Here is a 16,450-nt window from a genome sequence, read left to right as displayed (position 1 = left end):
AAAAACGCTATCGATCGCGGCCTACGTTGATCGGGCTCGACCGGTTCGCTCGCGGAACAGTTTCAGTCCCGTAACAACGAGTTCACGGGCGGGCGAGGCGTCGTAATCGACTGTTGACGATCGATCACTCGCGACAATGGTCGAAACGGTCGAGGTCGCTTTTGGGAACGCGCGGCGAATCCGCGTTCCATGAGCGACCCCAACAGCGACGACTATCCGACCGACGGGAGTCCCGGGACCGACGACGGGACGGCCGACGACGAGCCAGCCGAGCGCGTTCCGAGCGAGGTCGACTCCGGAACCGGGGCCGGTGATCGAGACGATCGCGGCCGGGATCCGCGCGGGGACTCGACCCAGATCGCGAACGAAGAGCGCCGTCGAAACACGGCCCTCGTCAGCGCGATCGTCGCGGCGATCGGCGCGTGGGTCGCCCTCTCCGTGCTGCTCTTCGAGGTCGGCGAGGCGTCGCTGTGGAACAACGTTCTCGTCGGCGCCGTCGTCTTTTTCGCAGCCGGCTACAACGTCTACCGGCTCTCGAACGACATCCCCCTCAGCGTCGGCATCGCGTCGCTGGTGGCGGTGCTCGGCATCTGGTTGATCGTTTCGTCCGCACTGCTTGGCATGCTCGGAAGCCTGTTCTGGAGTACGCTCGTCTCGGGGCTACTCGTCGCCGGACTCTCGGGGTACAACGCCTACGAGGCGCGAGAGGCACGAACGGTCGCAACGGAGCCGGAAACCGGCGTCTGATGGAGACGCAAAACCGCAAAACTGTGCTTACTTCGGCGCGCTGGCGCTCGCGTCGGCGTGTGCGTCGCGTTCCGTTCCGGTCTCGAGGTCGGCCTCGAGCTGCCGGAGGCGGACTTCGGTAGCGTGGTGTGACGTCGCCACGGTGGCAAACGCGACCATAACGGCCGCGAAACCGACCGCGACGAGCGGCGAAAAGTCGTTGACGTAGCTGTTGAGCAACTGTCCGAGCGCCAGTCCGATCGGACCGATCGCCAGGAGCGCGCTCTTGGCAGGCGCGGCGCGAAACAGTTCGACGAGCGAGACCGACTGTCGGACGGACATTGGAAATCGGTTGTTACGCGTTCTGTCGAGTGAGCCATCGTAGCCCTTTTGGTTCCGCGCCGGTCCGATCGATCGGCCGACGGCGACGTTCGAGCCAACCGATACGTTCTTTCCGTCCGGATCACTACTCCCGAACATGCGGATTCGCGAGTGGCAGGACGTACTCGAGGACGTCACCGAGCGGAACGTCGACCCCGAGGGCTGGCGGGCGGTCGCCGGCGATCGTTCGAGCGGCGTCGGCGAGGACATGTACCTCGCGCATCCACGGGCGGGCGTCTTCGTCCTGAAGACCTACGCGAAAAACCCGTTCGAGGTCCGGGGCGTCGGCACGCAGGTCGCCCGGAACCTCGACGACGAGATCGGCTCGTTTCTACCCGAGCGCGACTCGGGCGGACGGTTCGCGGTCCAGTCTCCGCCGGAGGACGCGGACCACGCCGAAACCGTCGCGAAACGACTCGAGACGGTCGTGGAGACGCACGCCGACGCGCCGACGACCCCGCAGGACTTCTTCGACGACGTGATGGACGCCCTCGAGAGTCCCGCGTTCGGGCCGATGGACTACGATCAGTACGACCGTCCGGACGAACTCGAGGAACTCTCCGACCGCTTCGAGGAGACGGAGGAGTTGTTGAACGCCGAACTCGACGATTTGATCGAGACGGACGAAGTCGACCGCGGCTTCATGTGATGTGAGGGTCGCGTGGCGACCGCCGCATCGGGCCTGCGTTTGCGTCCGTGCGTTCTTTGACGACGGGTTGTGACACGACGAGTATGAACGAGAGTGTGCACGCGGCGGACGTCGTCCGGCGGTACTACGACGCCCTTCGCGACGGGGAGCCGCTCGAGCCGTTTTTCCGCCGAAGCGAGTCCACGGTCAAGTTCGGAATCACGGAGGCGCTGTTCGGATACGACGACGTCGCGACGGCGCTACGAAAGCAGACGGAGACGACGACCGACTGGCGGGTCGAGAGCCACACCCTCTCGGTCGACGAGCGTGAGACGTTCGCGACGTACGCAGACGAGGTGACGATGGCCTGGATCGACACAGAACGCGATCAGGAGTACGAGTTCGACTCGCGCTGGAGCGGGACGCTGGTCGCTACCGAAGGGGATCGAGACGACGGAATACCCTGGGCGTTCGCGACGATGCACGTCAGCGCCCCGCCGGAGCGATGAGCCGCGGCCGCGATCCGAAGCGGAGAACGCGGCGCGGATCGAGGCGACGCGGACGCCGGGAATCGAGGTCCGACGCCGGCGACGGCGGCCTGCTCGCTGGCGGAGCGTTGCTGTGGTACCTGCTCTGGATGGGGTCCTAACGCGGACCGCCGCTCGTATCGGTCACCGTTCGATTCGACGGATCCACAGCCCCGGCGTGTCGAGTTCCTCGCTGGTCGGCAACGTATCGGGGTGTCGCCAGACCAGACTCGCCGTCTCGAGGTCGCGAGCGGCGACGACGTGCTCGAAGAAGTTCTTTCCGCGTTCGTACTGGCGCTGCTTGAGGCCGAGGCCGAGGAGACGACGAAACAGTCGCTGGAGGGGGCCACGCCCCGCCCGGCGCGCGTCGAGTTTGCGCCGGAGATCCTCGTACTCGTCGTCGAACGCGTGGTCCATGAGCAGTTCCGCGTACCCCTCGACGACGGTCATCGCCGCGTCGAGTTCGCGGAAGGCGTTCCGATCGAACGATCCCTCCGACAGCGCCGCGATACCGTCTTCCATGCGAGTTTCGAGGTGCGTCGAAAGCCACGGTGCCGCGCCGAACTCCGCGGCGTGGGTCACCTCGTGGAAGGCGATCCACCGACGGAACCGATCGGAGTCGACCTCGAGTGCGTCCGCGGCCTTCAGGATGTTCGGACGGACGAAATACAGCGCGTGCTCGTCGTCGGGGGTCTCCGCCAGCAACAGCGGGTCGTACTGGCCGAGGACGTTCCGCCCGAGGAAGGCGAGCAACACGGTCATCGTCCCGGTGTTTATCGTTCGAGCGACGCCCGGAAACGTCTCCGTGTGGGGTTCGATCGCCCCCATCACGCGTTCGAACGTCTCGACGTTGGCGTCGATCCAGTGGTGTCGGTTCTGAATCTCGACGACTTCGGGAACGTCGAACTCGACGCCCGAGACCTCTCGGACGGCCGCTCGAGCCTCCCGAACGTCGCGTGCGTATCCCTCGCGCTCGCCGGGTTCGAGCGAGATCGAACCGGGATCGGTCGCCGCCTTCGCGGCTTCGGCGGCCGACTCCCAGTCGATGGCGTCGGTGCCGGACGCGCCGGCGACGGCCCGAGCGCTACGGTAGAGATTCACGCGTTCGAGTACGACCGGGGGACGCAAAAGGGTTCGGCTCGCTCTTACGGCCTGCGGTAACTGGGTACCGGGACGACCGCAGGCGCACCGGTGGCTTCGTCGGGATTCTCGTAGCCAACCGGCTGTTTCGAAGCCCGTCTTTCGACGCCGCGTCTCGGTTCAGTGCCGGAAAACCACGCACTCCGACGAGATTCCCCGTCAGAAACCGGCGGACGGCTGATCGTCTCATACGAAGTACTGTACCGATGTACCGGTGCACCCGCCGCCCGTGTCGCGGGTGCGCCGGAACTGACGGACAGTAAACCGTCTCAGGTGACGATGACGTCGGGCTGTTCTTCCTCTTCGATCTCGGCCTCGTCGTCGTCGCGGAACTTCTTGGCGGCGACGGCGATCGCGACGAGCACCGACAGCGCGACCAGCGCACCGACGGCCTTGCCAGCGCCGCCGTCGTCGGATGCACCAGCCGCTTCGTCCTCCTCTTCGTCCGCTTTCTCCTCGAGCTCGGTGGTCTCGGTTTTTTCGCCAAACGGAAGCGCGTCGTCGATCGCGCGCGGACCGAACTGCGTGTCGCCGTCCAGATGCAACTCGATGAAGGTGAACTTCTTTTCTCCCATGCTCCGGAGGTCAACGAGTACGCACTTAGCCGTTTGGTTGCACGCACCCGAACCGGCGTTCGCGACCTGAACGCCGCCCCGGCGGTGCCGTCGATCTGGCGCCGGGACCGGTACGGTTAAGTGTCCGTCACCTGCGCTCTTTCGTATGAGTGGACGACCGCTGGACGTCCTCGAGGCGTCGCTGGGTGAACGCGTCACGGTCCGACTCAAGAGCGGAGAGGAGTACGTCGGCGACCTCGCCGGCTACGACCAGCACATGAACCTCGTGCTGGAAGACGCGGCGGACCCGGCCGATCCGGACGACGAATCGATCGAAGACACAACGATTATACGCGGCGATAACGTCGTTTCGATCACTCCATGACTGGTGCAGGAACCCCGAGCCAAGGAAAGAAGAACAAGACGACCCACGTGAAGTGTCGTCGCTGCGGAGAGAAATCCTACCACGTGAAAAAGAAGGAATGTTCGTCGTGTGGCTTCGGCACGTCGGCCAAACGACGCGACTACGAGTGGCAGTCGAAAGCCGGCGACCACTGACGGACGACGTTCTCTCGTTTCCTCTCGCGTCCCTCGAGCGTCGCGGCCGCGATAGCCGTCCGGATGCGCGTTCTCGCCGAATCCGAGGACGAAATCGACGGGAAAACGGCAGGTTTTCTTCCCCTCACGCTCGCGTTCACGCTCACGCTCGAGGTCGGAAGCGCGGAGGTCGACGGGCGGGGAAGACCGACTCGATCACCGACCGAAATAAATTATCACCTAAATCATGTCTATATCAGATATTCCAGTATTTCCCAGTTCTGGGGTGTAGAGAACTGTTATATAGCTATCGGCAGTGTAATACGTTAGATGCTAACTGAATCATTGACCTACGTGAAAAACAGCGACGACGCCTGGAAGACGACCATCATCGGCGGGGTGCTCCTGCTGTTCGGCTTCCTGATCATCCCCCTCTTTCTGGTGTGGGGATACGTCGTTCGCGTGCTGGATCGCACCTCCCGGGACGACGACGAGGCACCGACCTTCGAGGAGTGGGGCGAGCTGACGGTCGAGGGAGCGAAGGCGTTCGCGGTCGTCCTCGCGTATTCGCTCGTGCCGGTGATCGTCGGCGTCGTGGGGGTCGGCGCTGCCGCCTTCGTCGGTGGCGGCGAAATCGGCGCGGCCGCCGCCGTCACGCTCGTGATGGTCGGAGTGGTCACCCTCGGGCTCGGGCTGGCGGCGGCGTACGTCACGCCGGCGGCGCTCGCGAACTTCACCGCGGAACGACGACTCGGAGCCGGGTTCGACCTCGAGACACTCCGACCGGTCCTCACGAGCGGCACGTACGCCACCAGCTGGCTGCTGGCGTTCGGAATCGTGATCGGCGGCTCGGTCGTCGCGGCGGCGCTCAACGCGGTTCCGTTCCTCGGGACCGCCCTCGGCGCGATCGTGACGTTCTACGCCCTGGTCGCGGCGTACTACGTCATCGGCCACGCGTGGCACGATCTCCACCCCGTCACGATCGACGACGGTGCCGGCGATTCGACGACCGAACGGCCGGCGGTCTGAACGCTTTCCGTTTCGCGAACCGGCGATGGACAGCCATTAGTCCGGGGCCACGAACACACCGGTATGGAGACGACTGACGCCTGTCTCGGCCTCGAGTGCGTCGACTGTGGCGCGAGCGCCGACGTCGGCGAGCGGGGTCGGTGTCGGGATTGCGGCGGCTTGTTCGATACGCAGTACGAGTACGACGACATCGACCTCGATCGCGAGACGCTCGAGTCGCGTCGGTTCGACTCTCTGTGGCGCTACGAGGAGGTGTTGCCGTTCGCCCGCGAGGCGGCGGTCACGACGAGCGAGGGCGCGACGGCGCTCGTCGAGTGCCCGACGCTGGCCGACGAACTCGGCGTCGAGCGCGTGCTGATCAAAGACGAAGCGCGGAATCCAACCGGGACGACGGGCGACCGCGGCGGATCGGTCGCCGTTACCGCGGCGAAAGAGCGGGGCGCCAACGACGTCGCGGTCGTCTCGCCAGGAGAGACGGGGCAGTCGATCGCCGCCTACGCCGGCCGCGCGGGGCTCGAGTCCCACGTCTACCTCCCGTCGCGGTCCGGCTTTACGAGTAAGGCGATGGTGAACGTCCACGGCGGCGACATGAACGTCGTCGGCGGTCGGTTCGACGACGCCGAAGCCGCCTTCGAGGAGGGCCTCGAGAACCACGACGAGTGGCACTCGCTCCGGGCGTTCGACACGCCCTTTCGCCACGAGGGCGCGAAGACGGTGCTGTACGAGATCGTCGAACAGCTCGAGTGGGAGGTTCCGGACGTCGTCTGCTGTCCGACCGGACAGGGCGTCGGGCTGGTTGGCGCGTACAAGGGCGCAACGGAGCTTCGGCGACTCGGGCTCGTCGACGAGCGTCCGGCGCTGTACGCCGCTCAGGCGGCGGGCTGTGCGCCCATCGTCGACGCGGTCGAAGCCGGCCGCGACGTCCACGGCCCCGTCGAGACGCCCGACACCATCTGCGGCGGAGTCGAGATTCCCGACCCGATCGCAGGATCGTGGATACTCGAGGCGATCCGCGAAACCGACGGCGGGGCGGTCGCGTCCGACGACGGGGAGATCCTCGAGGCCGGCGTGCAGATCGCCGCTCACGAGGGCCTCGAGATGACGCCGACGGCCGCGACGGCGGCGAGCGCCGCCTGGAACCTCGCGGAACGGGGCGAGTTCGACGGCGACGAGACGGTCGTCGTGCTCAACACCGCCAGCGCCAACAAGGAAGCGGACGTGCTCCGGAGCCACCTGATGAGCCAGGGCGTCTAACGGCGCCGGTTCCGTCGCTTCCGGTTCGGCCGGTTCACGACCGACCGTCTCTCGCTCGTCCGTCGCACACTTCGCGTTCGATCGCCTCGGCGGCGGCTTCGCGTCGACTCGAGAACGGAACGGTCGCGGTCGCTTCCGACAGCGATGGGCGGCGAATCGGGACCCGACGACTCCACCGGATCGGTGGGGGTCGCCCCCCTCCGAACGCGTGTTTCGCCAGACCGGACAGATTCCTTAGACGTATTCTCACGGTCGATCGAGAGCGCCGATGGCCACGCCGGTCGTCGAACGATCTCGAGTATACCGGCGCGATCGTGAGAATCAACCGAGCTGGACCGAAGATCGAACCCGGCCGATCGAACCGAAGCGGTACGTATCAACCCCGATCACGTTCTCAAAAGTATAACTATCCAAACACGTATTGGTGCACGTTTTGTAGGATCGTAACAACAGCATGGTCCCCGACCGACAGCCCGTCACCACGTCCCCCCGAGCGACGGAGGCGGTGCGATGAGTGCGGCCGACCGTATCGCGAGGTTCGTCACCCAACGCTCCCGAATCGTCCTCGTCACGCTCCTGTTGACGACCGCAGTCGTGGGAGCGGGAATGGGAATGGTCGACGACGACTCCTCGCTCGAGCAGTTCGAGAGCGACTCCCCCGAAGCCGAGGCGATCGAGGAGATCGACGAGAACTTCGGCGCGGACGACGCCGAAGAAACGACCAGCGTGCAGTTGATCACCAGAGGCGACGGCGACAACGTGCTCACGCGGGAATCGTTACTCGAGTCCCTCGCGTTCCAGGAGGAGATCAGAGCGAACGAGTCGATCAACGAGACGCTCGTCGACGACGATGCGATCAGCGGCGTCGAGAACGTCGTCGCGATCACGGCGATCACGAACGAGCAGGTCGAGGAACTCGAAGAACGCGGCGAGGAGCTCGAAGAGCGCGAGACGGAACTCGAAGAGACCAGCGAGCAACTGGAAGAACGCGGCGAGGAGCTCGAGGAACGCGGCGACGAACTCGAAGAACGCGAGGCGGAACTCGAAGGGACCAGCGAGCAACTCGAGGACGGGATCGACGCGTCGATCGGGATCCAGCGCGAGTACGAGGAGCTGGCGGCGGCGTACGACGAGGACGACCCCGAGTATCAGGAGGGTACGGCCGAACTCGAGGCGGAGTTCGACGCGACGGTCGAGGAAGCGACCGCCGAACTCGACGACGACCAGTCCGCCGAGTACGAGGAACTGGCCCTGCAGGCGCGAGCGATCGAGTCCGATCGGTTCGCGATCGAGCAGACGACCGACGACCCCGAGGAGGTTCCGGAGTACCAGGAGCTCACCGACGCGCTCGAGGACGTCTACCTCGGCGCGACGATGGGCGTACTCGAGGAGGAGTACGAGCAACTCGAGGCGGACGCCGAGGAACTCGAAGCGGATTCCGAAGCGCTCGAAGCGGATTCCGAAGCGCTCGAAGCGGAGTACGAGCAACTCGCGGCCGACGCCGAGGAGCTCGACGAGTTACAGGAGGAGCTGGAGGACGACGAGGGGCCGACGCTCGAAGAGCAGATCGAGGCGCTTTCCGAGATCGACGACGACGAGTTCGAGGAGGCGCTCGAGGATACGCTGTCGGACGACGACGAGAACCAGGGCGGGGCCCTCGGGTTCATGCCCTCGGACTACGAGCCCGGTTCGGCCGAGGCGGACGCGCGGATGACGTTCGTCACCCAGGAGATCGACGACGGCGACGCGGAGATGGGTGCCGTCGACGAGGGAGTGCTCGATGCGCAACTCGATCTGCGCGAACTCGCGGCCGACCACGAGCGCGACCAGATCGTCTTCGGCGTCGGCGTGATTACCGACGAGATCGACCGATCGATGGCCGACAGCCTGGCGATCGTCGGCCCCCTCGCGCTCGCGTTCGTCGTCGCCGCGCTGCTGGTCGCCTACCGCGATCCGCTCGACATCGTTCTCGGCGTCGCCGGCATCGTCACCGTGTTGATCTGGACGTTCGGCTTCATGGGATGGACCGGAATCGCGTTCAACCAGATGATGATCGCCATCCCCGTGTTGTTGATCGGGCTATCGATCGACTACGCGATTCACGTCTTCATGCGCCATCGCGAGCAGCGAGAGCGTGACGGCGTTCGAAGCACCGTCCGGGGATCGATGGCGGTCGCGCTCGCCGGCGTCGGCGTCGCGCTCGTCTGGGTGACCGCGACGACCGCGATCGGCTTTCTCGCGAACCTGATCAGCCCGATCGCGCCGATCCGGGAGTTCGGCGTCGTGAGCGCCTTCGGTATCCTCGCCGCGTTGGTCGTCTTCGGCGGGCTGATTCCCGCGATCAAAGTCGAACTCGATTCGCTGCTCGAGTCGCGGGGATTCGATCGCCGCCGACGGGCGTTCGGAACCGGTGGTGGCCGGTTCAGCGACGTGCTCTCCGCCGGCGCAGTCGCCGCGAGGAAGGCCCCGTTGATCCTGCTCGTCGTCGTCCTCCTGATCACGGCCGGCGGCGTCTACGGCGCGAGCCAGGTCGACACCAGCTTCGACGAGGAGGACTTCCTCGCCGAGAGCCCGCCGGAGTGGACCCAGAACCTGCCAGGCCCGATGAGCCCCGGCGAGTACCGGGCCGCCGACGACCTCGACTACGTCAACGAAAACTTCCAGCGCGACGACCTGCAGGCGCAGATCCTCGTTGAAGGAGACGTGGCGGACGGCGACGTGCTCGAACGACTCGAGATAGCGGAGAACGAAACCGCCGCAAGCTCCGTCGCGTACACGCTCCCCAGCGGAGAGGCGGACGTCGAGGGGCCGCTGTCGGTGATGGAGGAAACCGCCGCTCAGAACGAATCGTTCAACGAGTCGTTCGAGGCCGCCGACACGACCGGCGACGGCGTTCCCGACGAGAACGTGTCCGAGCTGTTCGACGAACTGTTCGACGCGAACGAGGACCGCGCGAGCGAGGTCGTCCACCGAACCGACGACGGCTACGAGTCGGTTCGGCTGATCGTCGCCGTCCGGGGAGACGCGCCGCTGGGAGATGCGACGAGCGAGATGCGCGCCGTCGCGGCGACGATCGACGACGAGGGCGCGGGTGCCGAGCGAACGCTCGATGACGACGGCGAGACGACGGCCGTCGACGACGGCGGCGTCAGCGCCATCGCCACCGGCGACCCGATCGTCAACTACATCGTCGAACAGGATCTGCTCGAAACGGTCTTCCAGAGCCTGCTGATCACGCTCGTCGCCGTCTTCGGCTTCCTCTCGCTCGCCTACCGGGCGACCGGAAGCAGTGCGACGCTCGGGTTCGTGACGCTGTTACCCGTCGCGCTCGCCGTCAGCTGGATCCTCGGGACGATGTATCTCATCGGGATGCCGTTCAACGTGCTGACAGGGATGATCACCAGCCTCACGATCGGGCTCGGCGTGGCCTACAGCATCCACGTCAGCGCCCGCTACACGCTCGAACTCGAGCGCCAGGGGAACGTCTGGTCGGCCCTCGAGACGACGGTCACCGGCACCGGGGGCGCGCTGCTCGGCAGCGCCGCGACGACCGTCGGCGGGTTCGGGACCCTCGCGTTCGCCATCCTTCCCGTACTCCGGCAGTTCGGCATCATCACCGCGCTGACGATCACGTACGCCTTCCTCGCCAGCGTCGTCGTCCTCCCGACGTTGCTGGTGCTCTGGACGCGGTACTTCGGGCCGGACGTCTCCTTCGATCCGCGGCGAACGCGGCGAACCGCGCCGGCCGCCAGCGACGGCGGCGTTCCGGACGACTCGGCGGGATCGGCGACGGTGATCGACGGTGAACGAGATATTCGATCGGCCGACGACCGCCCGGACGATACCGGTGGTGACGACGAGTGACGCCCGACGAGAACGAGGCGGTCGAGGCGTTCGAACGGCTGGGCCTCACGAGCTACCAGGCGAAGGTGTTCATCGCGCTGCAGCAACTGGGCTCCGGAACCGCACGAGACGTGGCTCGCATCGCCGACGTACCGCGGTCGCAGGTCTACAGCGTCGCGGAGAGCCTGGCCGATCGCGGCCTCCTCGAGATCCAGCAGTCGAGCCCGATCCGCTACCGGCCGGTCGACCTCGAGGAGGCACGAAACACCGTGCGGGATCGATTCGAGCGCGAACAGGACCGGGCGTTCGACTACGTCGAGGAGGTCAGACGCGAGTCGGCCGGCGAGGAGACCCAGGAGGACATCTGGACGGTCCGCGGTCGCGACCGGGTCGACGGCCGGGTCGTCGACTTGCTCTCGAGCGCCGAGTCGCGGATCGTCTTCGGGACGAGACTGCCGGAACTCGTCACGGAGTCGATCGAGCGAACGCTCGAGCGCAAGGCGAGCGCGGACGTCTCGGTGCTCGGGGTCAGCAAAACGGCGGCGGTTCGGGAGGGATTGGCGTCGCTCGAGGGCGTCCGCACCGACGCGCCGCCCAGCCATCACGAGAGCGACCACCGATCCGGACGGATCGTCATCGTGGACGACGACGGCATCCTGTTGAGCGTCGTCGACGACGACGGGACCGAGACGGCCATCTGGAGCTCAGGCTCGCTGTTCGCCTCCGTCCTGATCCAGTTGATCGAATCCAGCTCGGAGACGCCGGCGTGAGCGGGACGGTTCGACCGACGTGCGACCCGCCGCGTTTCCTGACGGAAAATCGATAGAACGATACGGCGGCGGCGCAACTCCGAAATCGGTCTCCGACATGACAGTTATCGAACGTTATTCGCGCGGTGAGGGCGGATGAGCGCGACTCGAGCATCGACGCGGCGGGATCTCGCCCGCCTCGTCCGATCGCGGACGGCGTGGCTCGCGGCGACGCTCTTTGCGGCCGTCGCCCTGGCGAGCTGGATACCCTGGATCGGATCCGACTACCTCCTGGCGGACGACCGGCCGCTGTTGCTCGCCGTCTCCGGCACGACCCCGTGGATTCCGCTGTTCGCGATCGCCCTCGGACTCGCGGCGATTCGAACCGAACGGGAGCCGGCGTCGGCGTCGGACGCGACTCGCACCGATTCGAGTGCTGTTCGAACGTTCGGAGCGATCGGCGCGCGTTCGGTCGTTCTGGTCGCCACGGTCGCGATCGTCGTCGCTCTCATGGCCGCTTTCGCCCGGTTTCACGCGATGCGCCCGCTCTCGTTCGTCGGCGGCGTGGCCGCCGTCTCGCTGTTCGGTCTCGCCTGGCTGGGAACGACCGTCGGCGTCGCGAGCGTACTCGAGACGAAACGGCGGGCGCTCGCCGTCGTGCTCGGACTTTACCTCCTGTTCGGGATCCTCTGGCGGGAAACCGTCGTCGCGCTCGCGTCGTTCGTATTCACCGGGCAGACGTCGCCGGACCTCGAGGAGCCGGTCGTCCTCGCGAGCCTCGAGGAACCGGCCTGGTACGCGTACCTGACCCGGTTGAACCCGTTCGACGCGTTCGAGGGCGCGACGTACTACCTTCCGCGCGTGCTCGAGGCGATCCTGCTCGGGGAGTCGACGGTCGCACCTCACCCGCCGAATTTGTTCGGCCTGGGCGTCCTCCTCGCGTGGTTGGTGGGCCCGGTCGCGATCGGATACTGGTCGGTCCAGCGCTCCGAGACGGGGTGACGATCGCTCGCGGTTTTCGCGCGTGACCCTCGAGCGATCGGGTGCGCGCGTCCGACCGCCTTATCGGACGGCGAGGATCGCCCGCACGTTGGTGGCGACGGCGTACAGCCCCACCGCAGAGATCCCGGCGGGAATCGCGAGTCGAAGTCGCGTTCCTTCGAGCAGGACGTACCCGGCGGAAAAACAGCCGAAGAGCACGAGCTTGAACAGGCCGAACCGCACCGCCGACGGCGGATCGCCGAGGACGGCGCGAGCACCCGAGTGAGCCTCCTCGAGTTCGTCGTAGCGGAGTCCGACGACCGTCGTGACGAGGTCGCCGATACCGTACGAGAGCACCGCGAGCGCCCACAGCGACCACGCCAGCGGCGCGCTCATTCGAGGCGATAGCGCAACAGCGCCGCGATTCCGCCGAGATTGGAGAGCTGCTGGCCCGGCGGAAACTCGCTCGAAAAGACCGTGACGTCGCCGCCTTTCTGCTCGGTCGTGCGGACGATCCGATCGACGTCGACGGCCCACTCGCCGTCGGGACCGCGCTCGGTCCGCAACCGATCGTCGAGAACCAGCAGCGTCTCGATCGCGCCGTACTCGGCGGCCTGCTGGACCGCTTCCGGGCCGTAGGCGGCTTTGGCACCCTCCGCGATGCGCCGGGTGAGTTCGTCGATGTACTCGGCCTCGCGTTCGATCCGGGTTTCCTCCTGGACGTCCGCGACCGCGCCGCGTTTGAGCACCTCGTGGACCCCCCGGTCGCCGACGCTCGCCGTGTCGACCATCGTGACCCGCTCCGTGACGTCGGGTTCGTTCTTCTCGAGATACTTGTAGGCGTCCTGTTTCGTGAAGCCGGGGCCGGCGAGGATGATCGCGTCCGCGTCCTGTCGTTTCAGGACGGCCCCGAGTTCCGCGAACAGTTCGGATCGCTCGCGAGCGTACTCGCCTTTCCCCGTCGGACCGGTGATCGTCGCTCGCTCTTCGGTTCCGTACTGGGCGACCGTGTGGACGTGGGCCTGTCCCTCCTCGACGGTCGCGATGGCGACGTCTGGATTCTCGGTCGCCTCCTCGGCCTCCTCGAGGCGGGCCTCCTGGTCCGGTTTGAACCGCTTGTCGATCGAGATTTCGTCCCGCGCCTCGACGTTCAGCGTGTGGTGAAAGCCGAGTTGATCCTCGCGCGAGCAGGCGACGATCTCGCCGCCGACGCGCAGTCGGTTCGCGAACTTGTGGAACTCGATGTCGTCGACGGCGATGGCGACCCACATGTGCTCTCGCTCGCCGCCCGTATCGCGCATCTGCTCGTCGTTGCGCTGGATGCGCCTCGTCGTATCGCCCGCGACGCGGTCGCCGGGTTCGAGGACGTACTGCAGGTGCCAGAGGTCGTCGACGCTCTCGGGAACGACCGTCACCCGTTCGCGACCGCCCTCGAGTTGCTCCCGGTCGGTGATCTGCATGGTCGTCCGTTCACGGGGCGGTGGTAAGTGGGCTGCGATCCGTCGGAAGCGGTGGGTCGACGGCAACCAACCGGTCGGCGCTCGAGGCGGCGATCGAAGGGGTCACGCGGACCGTCGACCGGGATCTCACTCGTGGATCGGCTCGACGACCGTCACTGCACGGACGGCACGGGATCTCACTCGAGGGCCGACTCGAGATCGTCGACGACGGCCGCGACCGCTTCGTGGGCGCGATCGAACGCGACGGGGTCGGCGGTCATCCCGAAGAAGCCGTGGATCATGTCCTCGTAGTTCCGGTAGGTGACCGCAACGCCGGCTTCCTCGAGGCGGTCGGCGTAGGCCGCACCGTCGTCACGAACCGGATCGAAGCCGGCGGTGACGATCGTCGCCGGCGGGAGTGCGGAGAGATCGGCCGCCCGCCTCGGGAACGCGTACACGTTACCCTCGTCGATGGGATCCTCGAAGTAGTGGCGGCGAAACCACGCGATTTCGTCGGCCGTCAGCAGGTAGCCGTCGGCGTTTTCCTCGTAGGCGTCGGTGTCGGTGGGGTCGCCGGTCACGGGGTAGACCAGCACCTGGTACGCGATCGACGGGCCGTCGCGATCGCGCGCGAGCAACGCGGTCGCCGCCGCCAGGTTACCGCCCGCGCTGTCGCCTGCGAGGGCGATTCGGTCGGGGTCGATTCCGAGTTCGGACGCGGCGTCGGCGAGCCACTCGAGGGCCGCATAGCAGTCGCACAATCCCGCGGGAAACGGGTGTTCCGGCGCGAGCGCGTAGTCGACGCTGACGACCGGGTAGCCGGATTCGGCCGCGAGCGTCCGACACGTCCCGTCGTGGGTCTCGACGCTGCCGAGTACCCAGCCGCCGCCGTGGAAGTAGAGGATCCCGGGTCTGCTCGCGGCGGCTTCACGCTCGCCGCCGGTTCCGGGGTCGTAGATTCGGACGCGCAAGTCGTCTCGCGGACCGTCGATCGTCCGGTCTTCGACCGACTCGAGGGAAACGGTCGACTCCGCGGGCGGTTGCATCCGCTCCATCAACTCGCGAGCCTCCCGAGGCGTCACCTCCTCGAACGGCGGTACGTCGGCCGCCTCGTACCGTCGGAGAAACGCCCGTGCGTCGGGATGAGGTTCGTCCGTGCGCGTCGGGTCCATCGCCGGATGATCTCCGCGGTCGGCCAAAAAGGTCCGGAATCGGAAGGTCGTGAACGCGCCCAGGAGGGGGTAGGACGGCACGTGACGCGACCGGCCCGAAGGGGCGCGCGCTCGAGCGGCCGTTCGGCGGGCTCGCGTCGTCGCCTCCGATCGTCCGGTCGGACGTCTTCGGCGCGCTTATTTCGGTTCGGGACGGCCCTTCGAGCGATGACCAACCAGGAGCTCATCGACGCCCTGCGAGCGGCGGAAGCCGTCAAGTTCGGCGAGTTCGAACTCTCCCACGGCGGAACCAGCGAGTACTACGTCGACAAGTACCTCTTCGAGACCGATCCCCGGTGTCTCGAGGCGATCGCCGGGGCGTTCGCCGGCCGGATCGACGACGAGAAACTCGGCGGCGTCGCTCTCGGCGGCGTTCCGCTCGCGGCGGCGACGAGCGTCGCGGCCGGCGTCCCCTACGTCATCGCGCGCAAGCAGCGCAAGGAGTACGGCACCGGAAACCTCGTCGAAGGACGACTCGAGGACGGCGAGGAGGTCGTCGTGCTCGAGGACATCGTCACCACCGGAACGAGCCTCGTCGACGCCGTCGAGGCGCTCCGGGACGCCGGCGCGACCGTCGAGCGCGCGCTGGTCGTCGTCGACCGCGAGGAGGGCGGCCGCGAGAACGTCGAGGACGCCGGCGTGGAGATGGAATCGCTCGTCACGGCGAGCGAGCTGCTGGCCGATCGCGATTCGGCGTGACAACCGAAGCGTCGGCCGACGGATCGTCAACGGCTCGACGCGGACGAAATCGTCACCGGTCGACCAATCCGTCCTCGCGCGCGAGCAACAGCGCCGACAGCGTCGAGTCGTTGGCCGGCTGCTCGCGGGCGCGGTCGATCGCGCGGCCGATCGGGACGGTCGTCACCTCGAGGAACTCGTTCGAATCGAGGGCGCGCTCGCCGGGCTCGAGCCCCTCGGCGTAGACGACGCCGCGGTCGTGGCGCAACACGCCGGTTGCGACGGCGTACTCCTGGAGGAGCGTCGTACTCGCGGGCCGAAAGCCGGTCTCCTCCTCGAGTTCGCGTGCGGCCGCCGCGGTGTACGACTCGCCGTCCTCGACGATGCCGGCGGGAAGCTCGAGATGCGTCTCCCCGATCGCAGGACGGTATTGTTTCACGAAGAGGAGCCGATCCTCGTCGTCTGCGGTTTCGGCGTCGGAACCGCCGCCCTCGACGGTCGGGACCGATCGGGCGTCTATCCGGGCGACCACGACCACCGCTGGCGGTAACTCCGCCCAGTAGTAGCGTTTGTTCGTCCCGTCGGGCTGTTCGAGCAGGTCGTAGCCGCCGTCGTACCAGCCCGTCTCGTACTCCGTCACTTCCTCGAGGTGCGTCCACGCTTCGGGTGCGGTCATGCAAAAGCGGTGGGCCCCGATCGAGTAATAGCTGCGGTTCTAGTACCCTCCCAAGCGTCGACTGCTGAGCGAAATCGAACCACACCGAATGATTTCG

At 66.7% G+C, this 16,450-nt stretch carries 18 protein-coding genes; 11 read left to right on the top strand and 7 right to left on the bottom strand.

Annotated features, from left to right (window positions below; all coding sequences use genetic code 11):
- Nucleotides 1-189: 189 nt before the first annotated feature.
- Entirely contained in the window at nucleotides 190-747 is a 558-nt protein-coding gene (locus EA472_RS07250) for an SPW repeat domain-containing protein (protein ID WP_124190847.1), read from the top strand.
- A 27-nt stretch (nucleotides 748-774) separates the two neighbouring features.
- Here EA472_RS07250 and EA472_RS07245 read toward each other — a convergent pair whose 3' ends face one another.
- Nucleotides 775-1,068, bottom strand: a complete 294-nt coding sequence (locus tag EA472_RS07245) for a hypothetical protein (RefSeq protein WP_124190846.1) — start codon at nucleotides 1,066-1,068, stop codon at nucleotides 775-777.
- Between the two features lie 136 nt (nucleotides 1,069-1,204).
- On the opposite strand from EA472_RS07245, the gene EA472_RS07240 reads away from it, so the two are divergent.
- Nucleotides 1,205-1,756, top strand: coding sequence for a hypothetical protein (locus tag EA472_RS07240; RefSeq protein ID WP_124190845.1), 552 nt, complete (start codon nucleotides 1,205-1,207; stop codon nucleotides 1,754-1,756).
- Nucleotides 1,757-1,839: 83 nt separating this feature from the next.
- Nucleotides 1,840-2,244 (top strand): nuclear transport factor 2 family protein, encoded by a 405-nt coding sequence (locus tag EA472_RS07235; RefSeq protein WP_124190844.1) that lies wholly within the window; start codon nucleotides 1,840-1,842, stop codon nucleotides 2,242-2,244.
- 162 nt (nucleotides 2,245-2,406) lie between these two features.
- Here the strand turns inward: EA472_RS07235 and EA472_RS07230 are convergent, their stop codons facing one another.
- The gene (locus EA472_RS07230; RefSeq protein ID WP_124190843.1) at nucleotides 2,407-3,363 is read right to left on the bottom strand and encodes a zinc-dependent metalloprotease; all 957 of its coding nucleotides are present in this window, start codon (nucleotides 3,361-3,363) and stop codon (nucleotides 2,407-2,409) included.
- 308 nt (nucleotides 3,364-3,671) lie between these two features.
- The gene (locus tag EA472_RS07225) at nucleotides 3,672-3,977 is read right to left on the bottom strand and encodes a hypothetical protein (protein ID WP_124190842.1); all 306 of its coding nucleotides are present in this window, start codon (nucleotides 3,975-3,977) and stop codon (nucleotides 3,672-3,674) included.
- 145 nt (nucleotides 3,978-4,122) lie between these two features.
- On the opposite strand from EA472_RS07225, the gene EA472_RS07220 reads away from it, so the two are divergent.
- The 7 genes from EA472_RS07220 (at nucleotide 4,123) to EA472_RS07190 (ending at nucleotide 12,370) form a co-directional block, all read left to right on the top strand.
- A complete protein-coding gene (locus tag EA472_RS07220; RefSeq protein WP_124190841.1) occupies nucleotides 4,123-4,341 on the top strand; it encodes an LSM domain-containing protein in 219 nt (72 codons plus the stop codon).
- On the top strand, nucleotides 4,338-4,514 hold the full coding sequence (locus EA472_RS07215) for a 50S ribosomal protein L37e (protein ID WP_124190840.1): 177 nt from the start codon (nucleotides 4,338-4,340) through the stop codon (nucleotides 4,512-4,514). Before EA472_RS07220 ends, EA472_RS07215 begins: the two co-directional genes overlap by 4 nt.
- 309 nt (nucleotides 4,515-4,823) lie before the next feature.
- On the top strand, nucleotides 4,824-5,522 hold the full coding sequence (locus tag EA472_RS07210; RefSeq protein ID WP_124190839.1) for a DUF4013 domain-containing protein: 699 nt from the start codon (nucleotides 4,824-4,826) through the stop codon (nucleotides 5,520-5,522).
- Nucleotides 5,523-5,585: 63 nt separating this feature from the next.
- Nucleotides 5,586-6,776, top strand: a complete 1,191-nt coding sequence (locus tag EA472_RS07205; RefSeq protein ID WP_124190838.1) for a threonine synthase — start codon at nucleotides 5,586-5,588, stop codon at nucleotides 6,774-6,776.
- 510 nt (nucleotides 6,777-7,286) lie between these two features.
- On the top strand, nucleotides 7,287-10,640 hold the full coding sequence (locus EA472_RS07200) for an MMPL family transporter (protein WP_124190837.1): 3,354 nt from the start codon (nucleotides 7,287-7,289) through the stop codon (nucleotides 10,638-10,640).
- On the top strand, nucleotides 10,637-11,389 hold the full coding sequence (locus EA472_RS07195) for a TrmB family transcriptional regulator (protein ID WP_124190836.1): 753 nt from the start codon (nucleotides 10,637-10,639) through the stop codon (nucleotides 11,387-11,389). The genes EA472_RS07200 and EA472_RS07195 overlap by 4 nt, the downstream gene beginning before the upstream one ends.
- Before the next feature lie 135 nt (nucleotides 11,390-11,524).
- Nucleotides 11,525-12,370, top strand: coding sequence for an ABC transporter permease (locus EA472_RS07190; protein WP_124190835.1), 846 nt, complete (start codon nucleotides 11,525-11,527; stop codon nucleotides 12,368-12,370).
- Between the two features lie 60 nt (nucleotides 12,371-12,430).
- Here EA472_RS07190 and EA472_RS07185 read toward each other — a convergent pair whose 3' ends face one another.
- The 3 genes from EA472_RS07185 to EA472_RS07175 form a co-directional block, all read right to left on the bottom strand.
- Nucleotides 12,431-12,745 (bottom strand): hypothetical protein, encoded by a 315-nt coding sequence (locus tag EA472_RS07185; protein ID WP_124190834.1) that lies wholly within the window; start codon nucleotides 12,743-12,745, stop codon nucleotides 12,431-12,433.
- Nucleotides 12,742-13,809, bottom strand: coding sequence for an mRNA surveillance protein pelota (locus EA472_RS07180; RefSeq protein WP_124190833.1), 1,068 nt, complete (start codon nucleotides 13,807-13,809; stop codon nucleotides 12,742-12,744). The genes EA472_RS07185 and EA472_RS07180 overlap by 4 nt, the downstream gene beginning before the upstream one ends.
- Nucleotides 13,810-13,985: 176 nt before the next feature.
- Nucleotides 13,986-14,960 (bottom strand): alpha/beta hydrolase, encoded by a 975-nt coding sequence (locus tag EA472_RS07175; protein ID WP_124190832.1) that lies wholly within the window; start codon nucleotides 14,958-14,960, stop codon nucleotides 13,986-13,988.
- Nucleotides 14,961-15,167: 207 nt separating this feature from the next.
- Here EA472_RS07175 and pyrE point away from each other — a divergent pair, with 207 nt between their 5' ends.
- A complete protein-coding gene (pyrE, locus tag EA472_RS07170) occupies nucleotides 15,168-15,698 on the top strand; it encodes an orotate phosphoribosyltransferase (RefSeq protein ID WP_124190831.1) in 531 nt (176 codons plus the stop codon).
- A gap of 52 nt (nucleotides 15,699-15,750) precedes the next feature.
- Here pyrE and EA472_RS07165 read toward each other — a convergent pair whose 3' ends face one another.
- Nucleotides 15,751-16,353: an NUDIX hydrolase gene (locus EA472_RS07165; protein WP_124190830.1), complete on the bottom strand. Its 603-nt coding sequence runs from the start codon at nucleotides 16,351-16,353 to the stop codon at nucleotides 15,751-15,753.
- Between the last annotated feature and the right edge of the window lie 97 nt (nucleotides 16,354-16,450).

This window comes from Natrarchaeobius oligotrophus (assembly GCF_003841465.1).
Lineage (GTDB): Archaea > Halobacteriota > Halobacteria > Halobacteriales > Natrialbaceae > Natrarchaeobius > Natrarchaeobius oligotrophus.
This window is presented reverse-complemented; position numbering and strand designations above follow the sequence as displayed.

Coding starts and splice junctions, on each gene's coding strand:
- EA472_RS07180 (WP_124190833.1), bottom strand. CDS start 13,809: ATGCAGATCACCGACCGGGAGCAACTCGAGGGCGGTCGCGAACGGGTG.
- EA472_RS07245 (WP_124190846.1), bottom strand. CDS start 1,068: ATGTCCGTCCGACAGTCGGTCTCGCTCGTCGAACTGTTTCGCGCCGCG.
- EA472_RS07210 (WP_124190839.1), top strand. CDS start 4,824: ATGCTAACTGAATCATTGACCTACGTGAAAAACAGCGACGACGCCTGG.
- pyrE (WP_124190831.1), top strand. CDS start 15,168: ATGACCAACCAGGAGCTCATCGACGCCCTGCGAGCGGCGGAAGCCGTC.
- EA472_RS07200 (WP_124190837.1), top strand. CDS start 7,287: ATGAGTGCGGCCGACCGTATCGCGAGGTTCGTCACCCAACGCTCCCGA.
- EA472_RS07220 (WP_124190841.1), top strand. CDS start 4,123: ATGAGTGGACGACCGCTGGACGTCCTCGAGGCGTCGCTGGGTGAACGC.
- EA472_RS07165 (WP_124190830.1), bottom strand. CDS start 16,353: ATGACCGCACCCGAAGCGTGGACGCACCTCGAGGAAGTGACGGAGTAC.
- EA472_RS07205 (WP_124190838.1), top strand. CDS start 5,586: ATGGAGACGACTGACGCCTGTCTCGGCCTCGAGTGCGTCGACTGTGGC.
- EA472_RS07240 (WP_124190845.1), top strand. CDS start 1,205: ATGCGGATTCGCGAGTGGCAGGACGTACTCGAGGACGTCACCGAGCGG.
- EA472_RS07215 (WP_124190840.1), top strand. CDS start 4,338: ATGACTGGTGCAGGAACCCCGAGCCAAGGAAAGAAGAACAAGACGACC.
- EA472_RS07185 (WP_124190834.1), bottom strand. CDS start 12,745: ATGAGCGCGCCGCTGGCGTGGTCGCTGTGGGCGCTCGCGGTGCTCTCG.
- EA472_RS07225 (WP_124190842.1), bottom strand. CDS start 3,977: ATGGGAGAAAAGAAGTTCACCTTCATCGAGTTGCATCTGGACGGCGAC.
- EA472_RS07190 (WP_124190835.1), top strand. CDS start 11,525: ATGAGCGCGACTCGAGCATCGACGCGGCGGGATCTCGCCCGCCTCGTC.
- EA472_RS07235 (WP_124190844.1), top strand. CDS start 1,840: ATGAACGAGAGTGTGCACGCGGCGGACGTCGTCCGGCGGTACTACGAC.
- EA472_RS07250 (WP_124190847.1), top strand. CDS start 190: ATGAGCGACCCCAACAGCGACGACTATCCGACCGACGGGAGTCCCGGG.
- EA472_RS07175 (WP_124190832.1), bottom strand. CDS start 14,960: ATGGACCCGACGCGCACGGACGAACCTCATCCCGACGCACGGGCGTTT.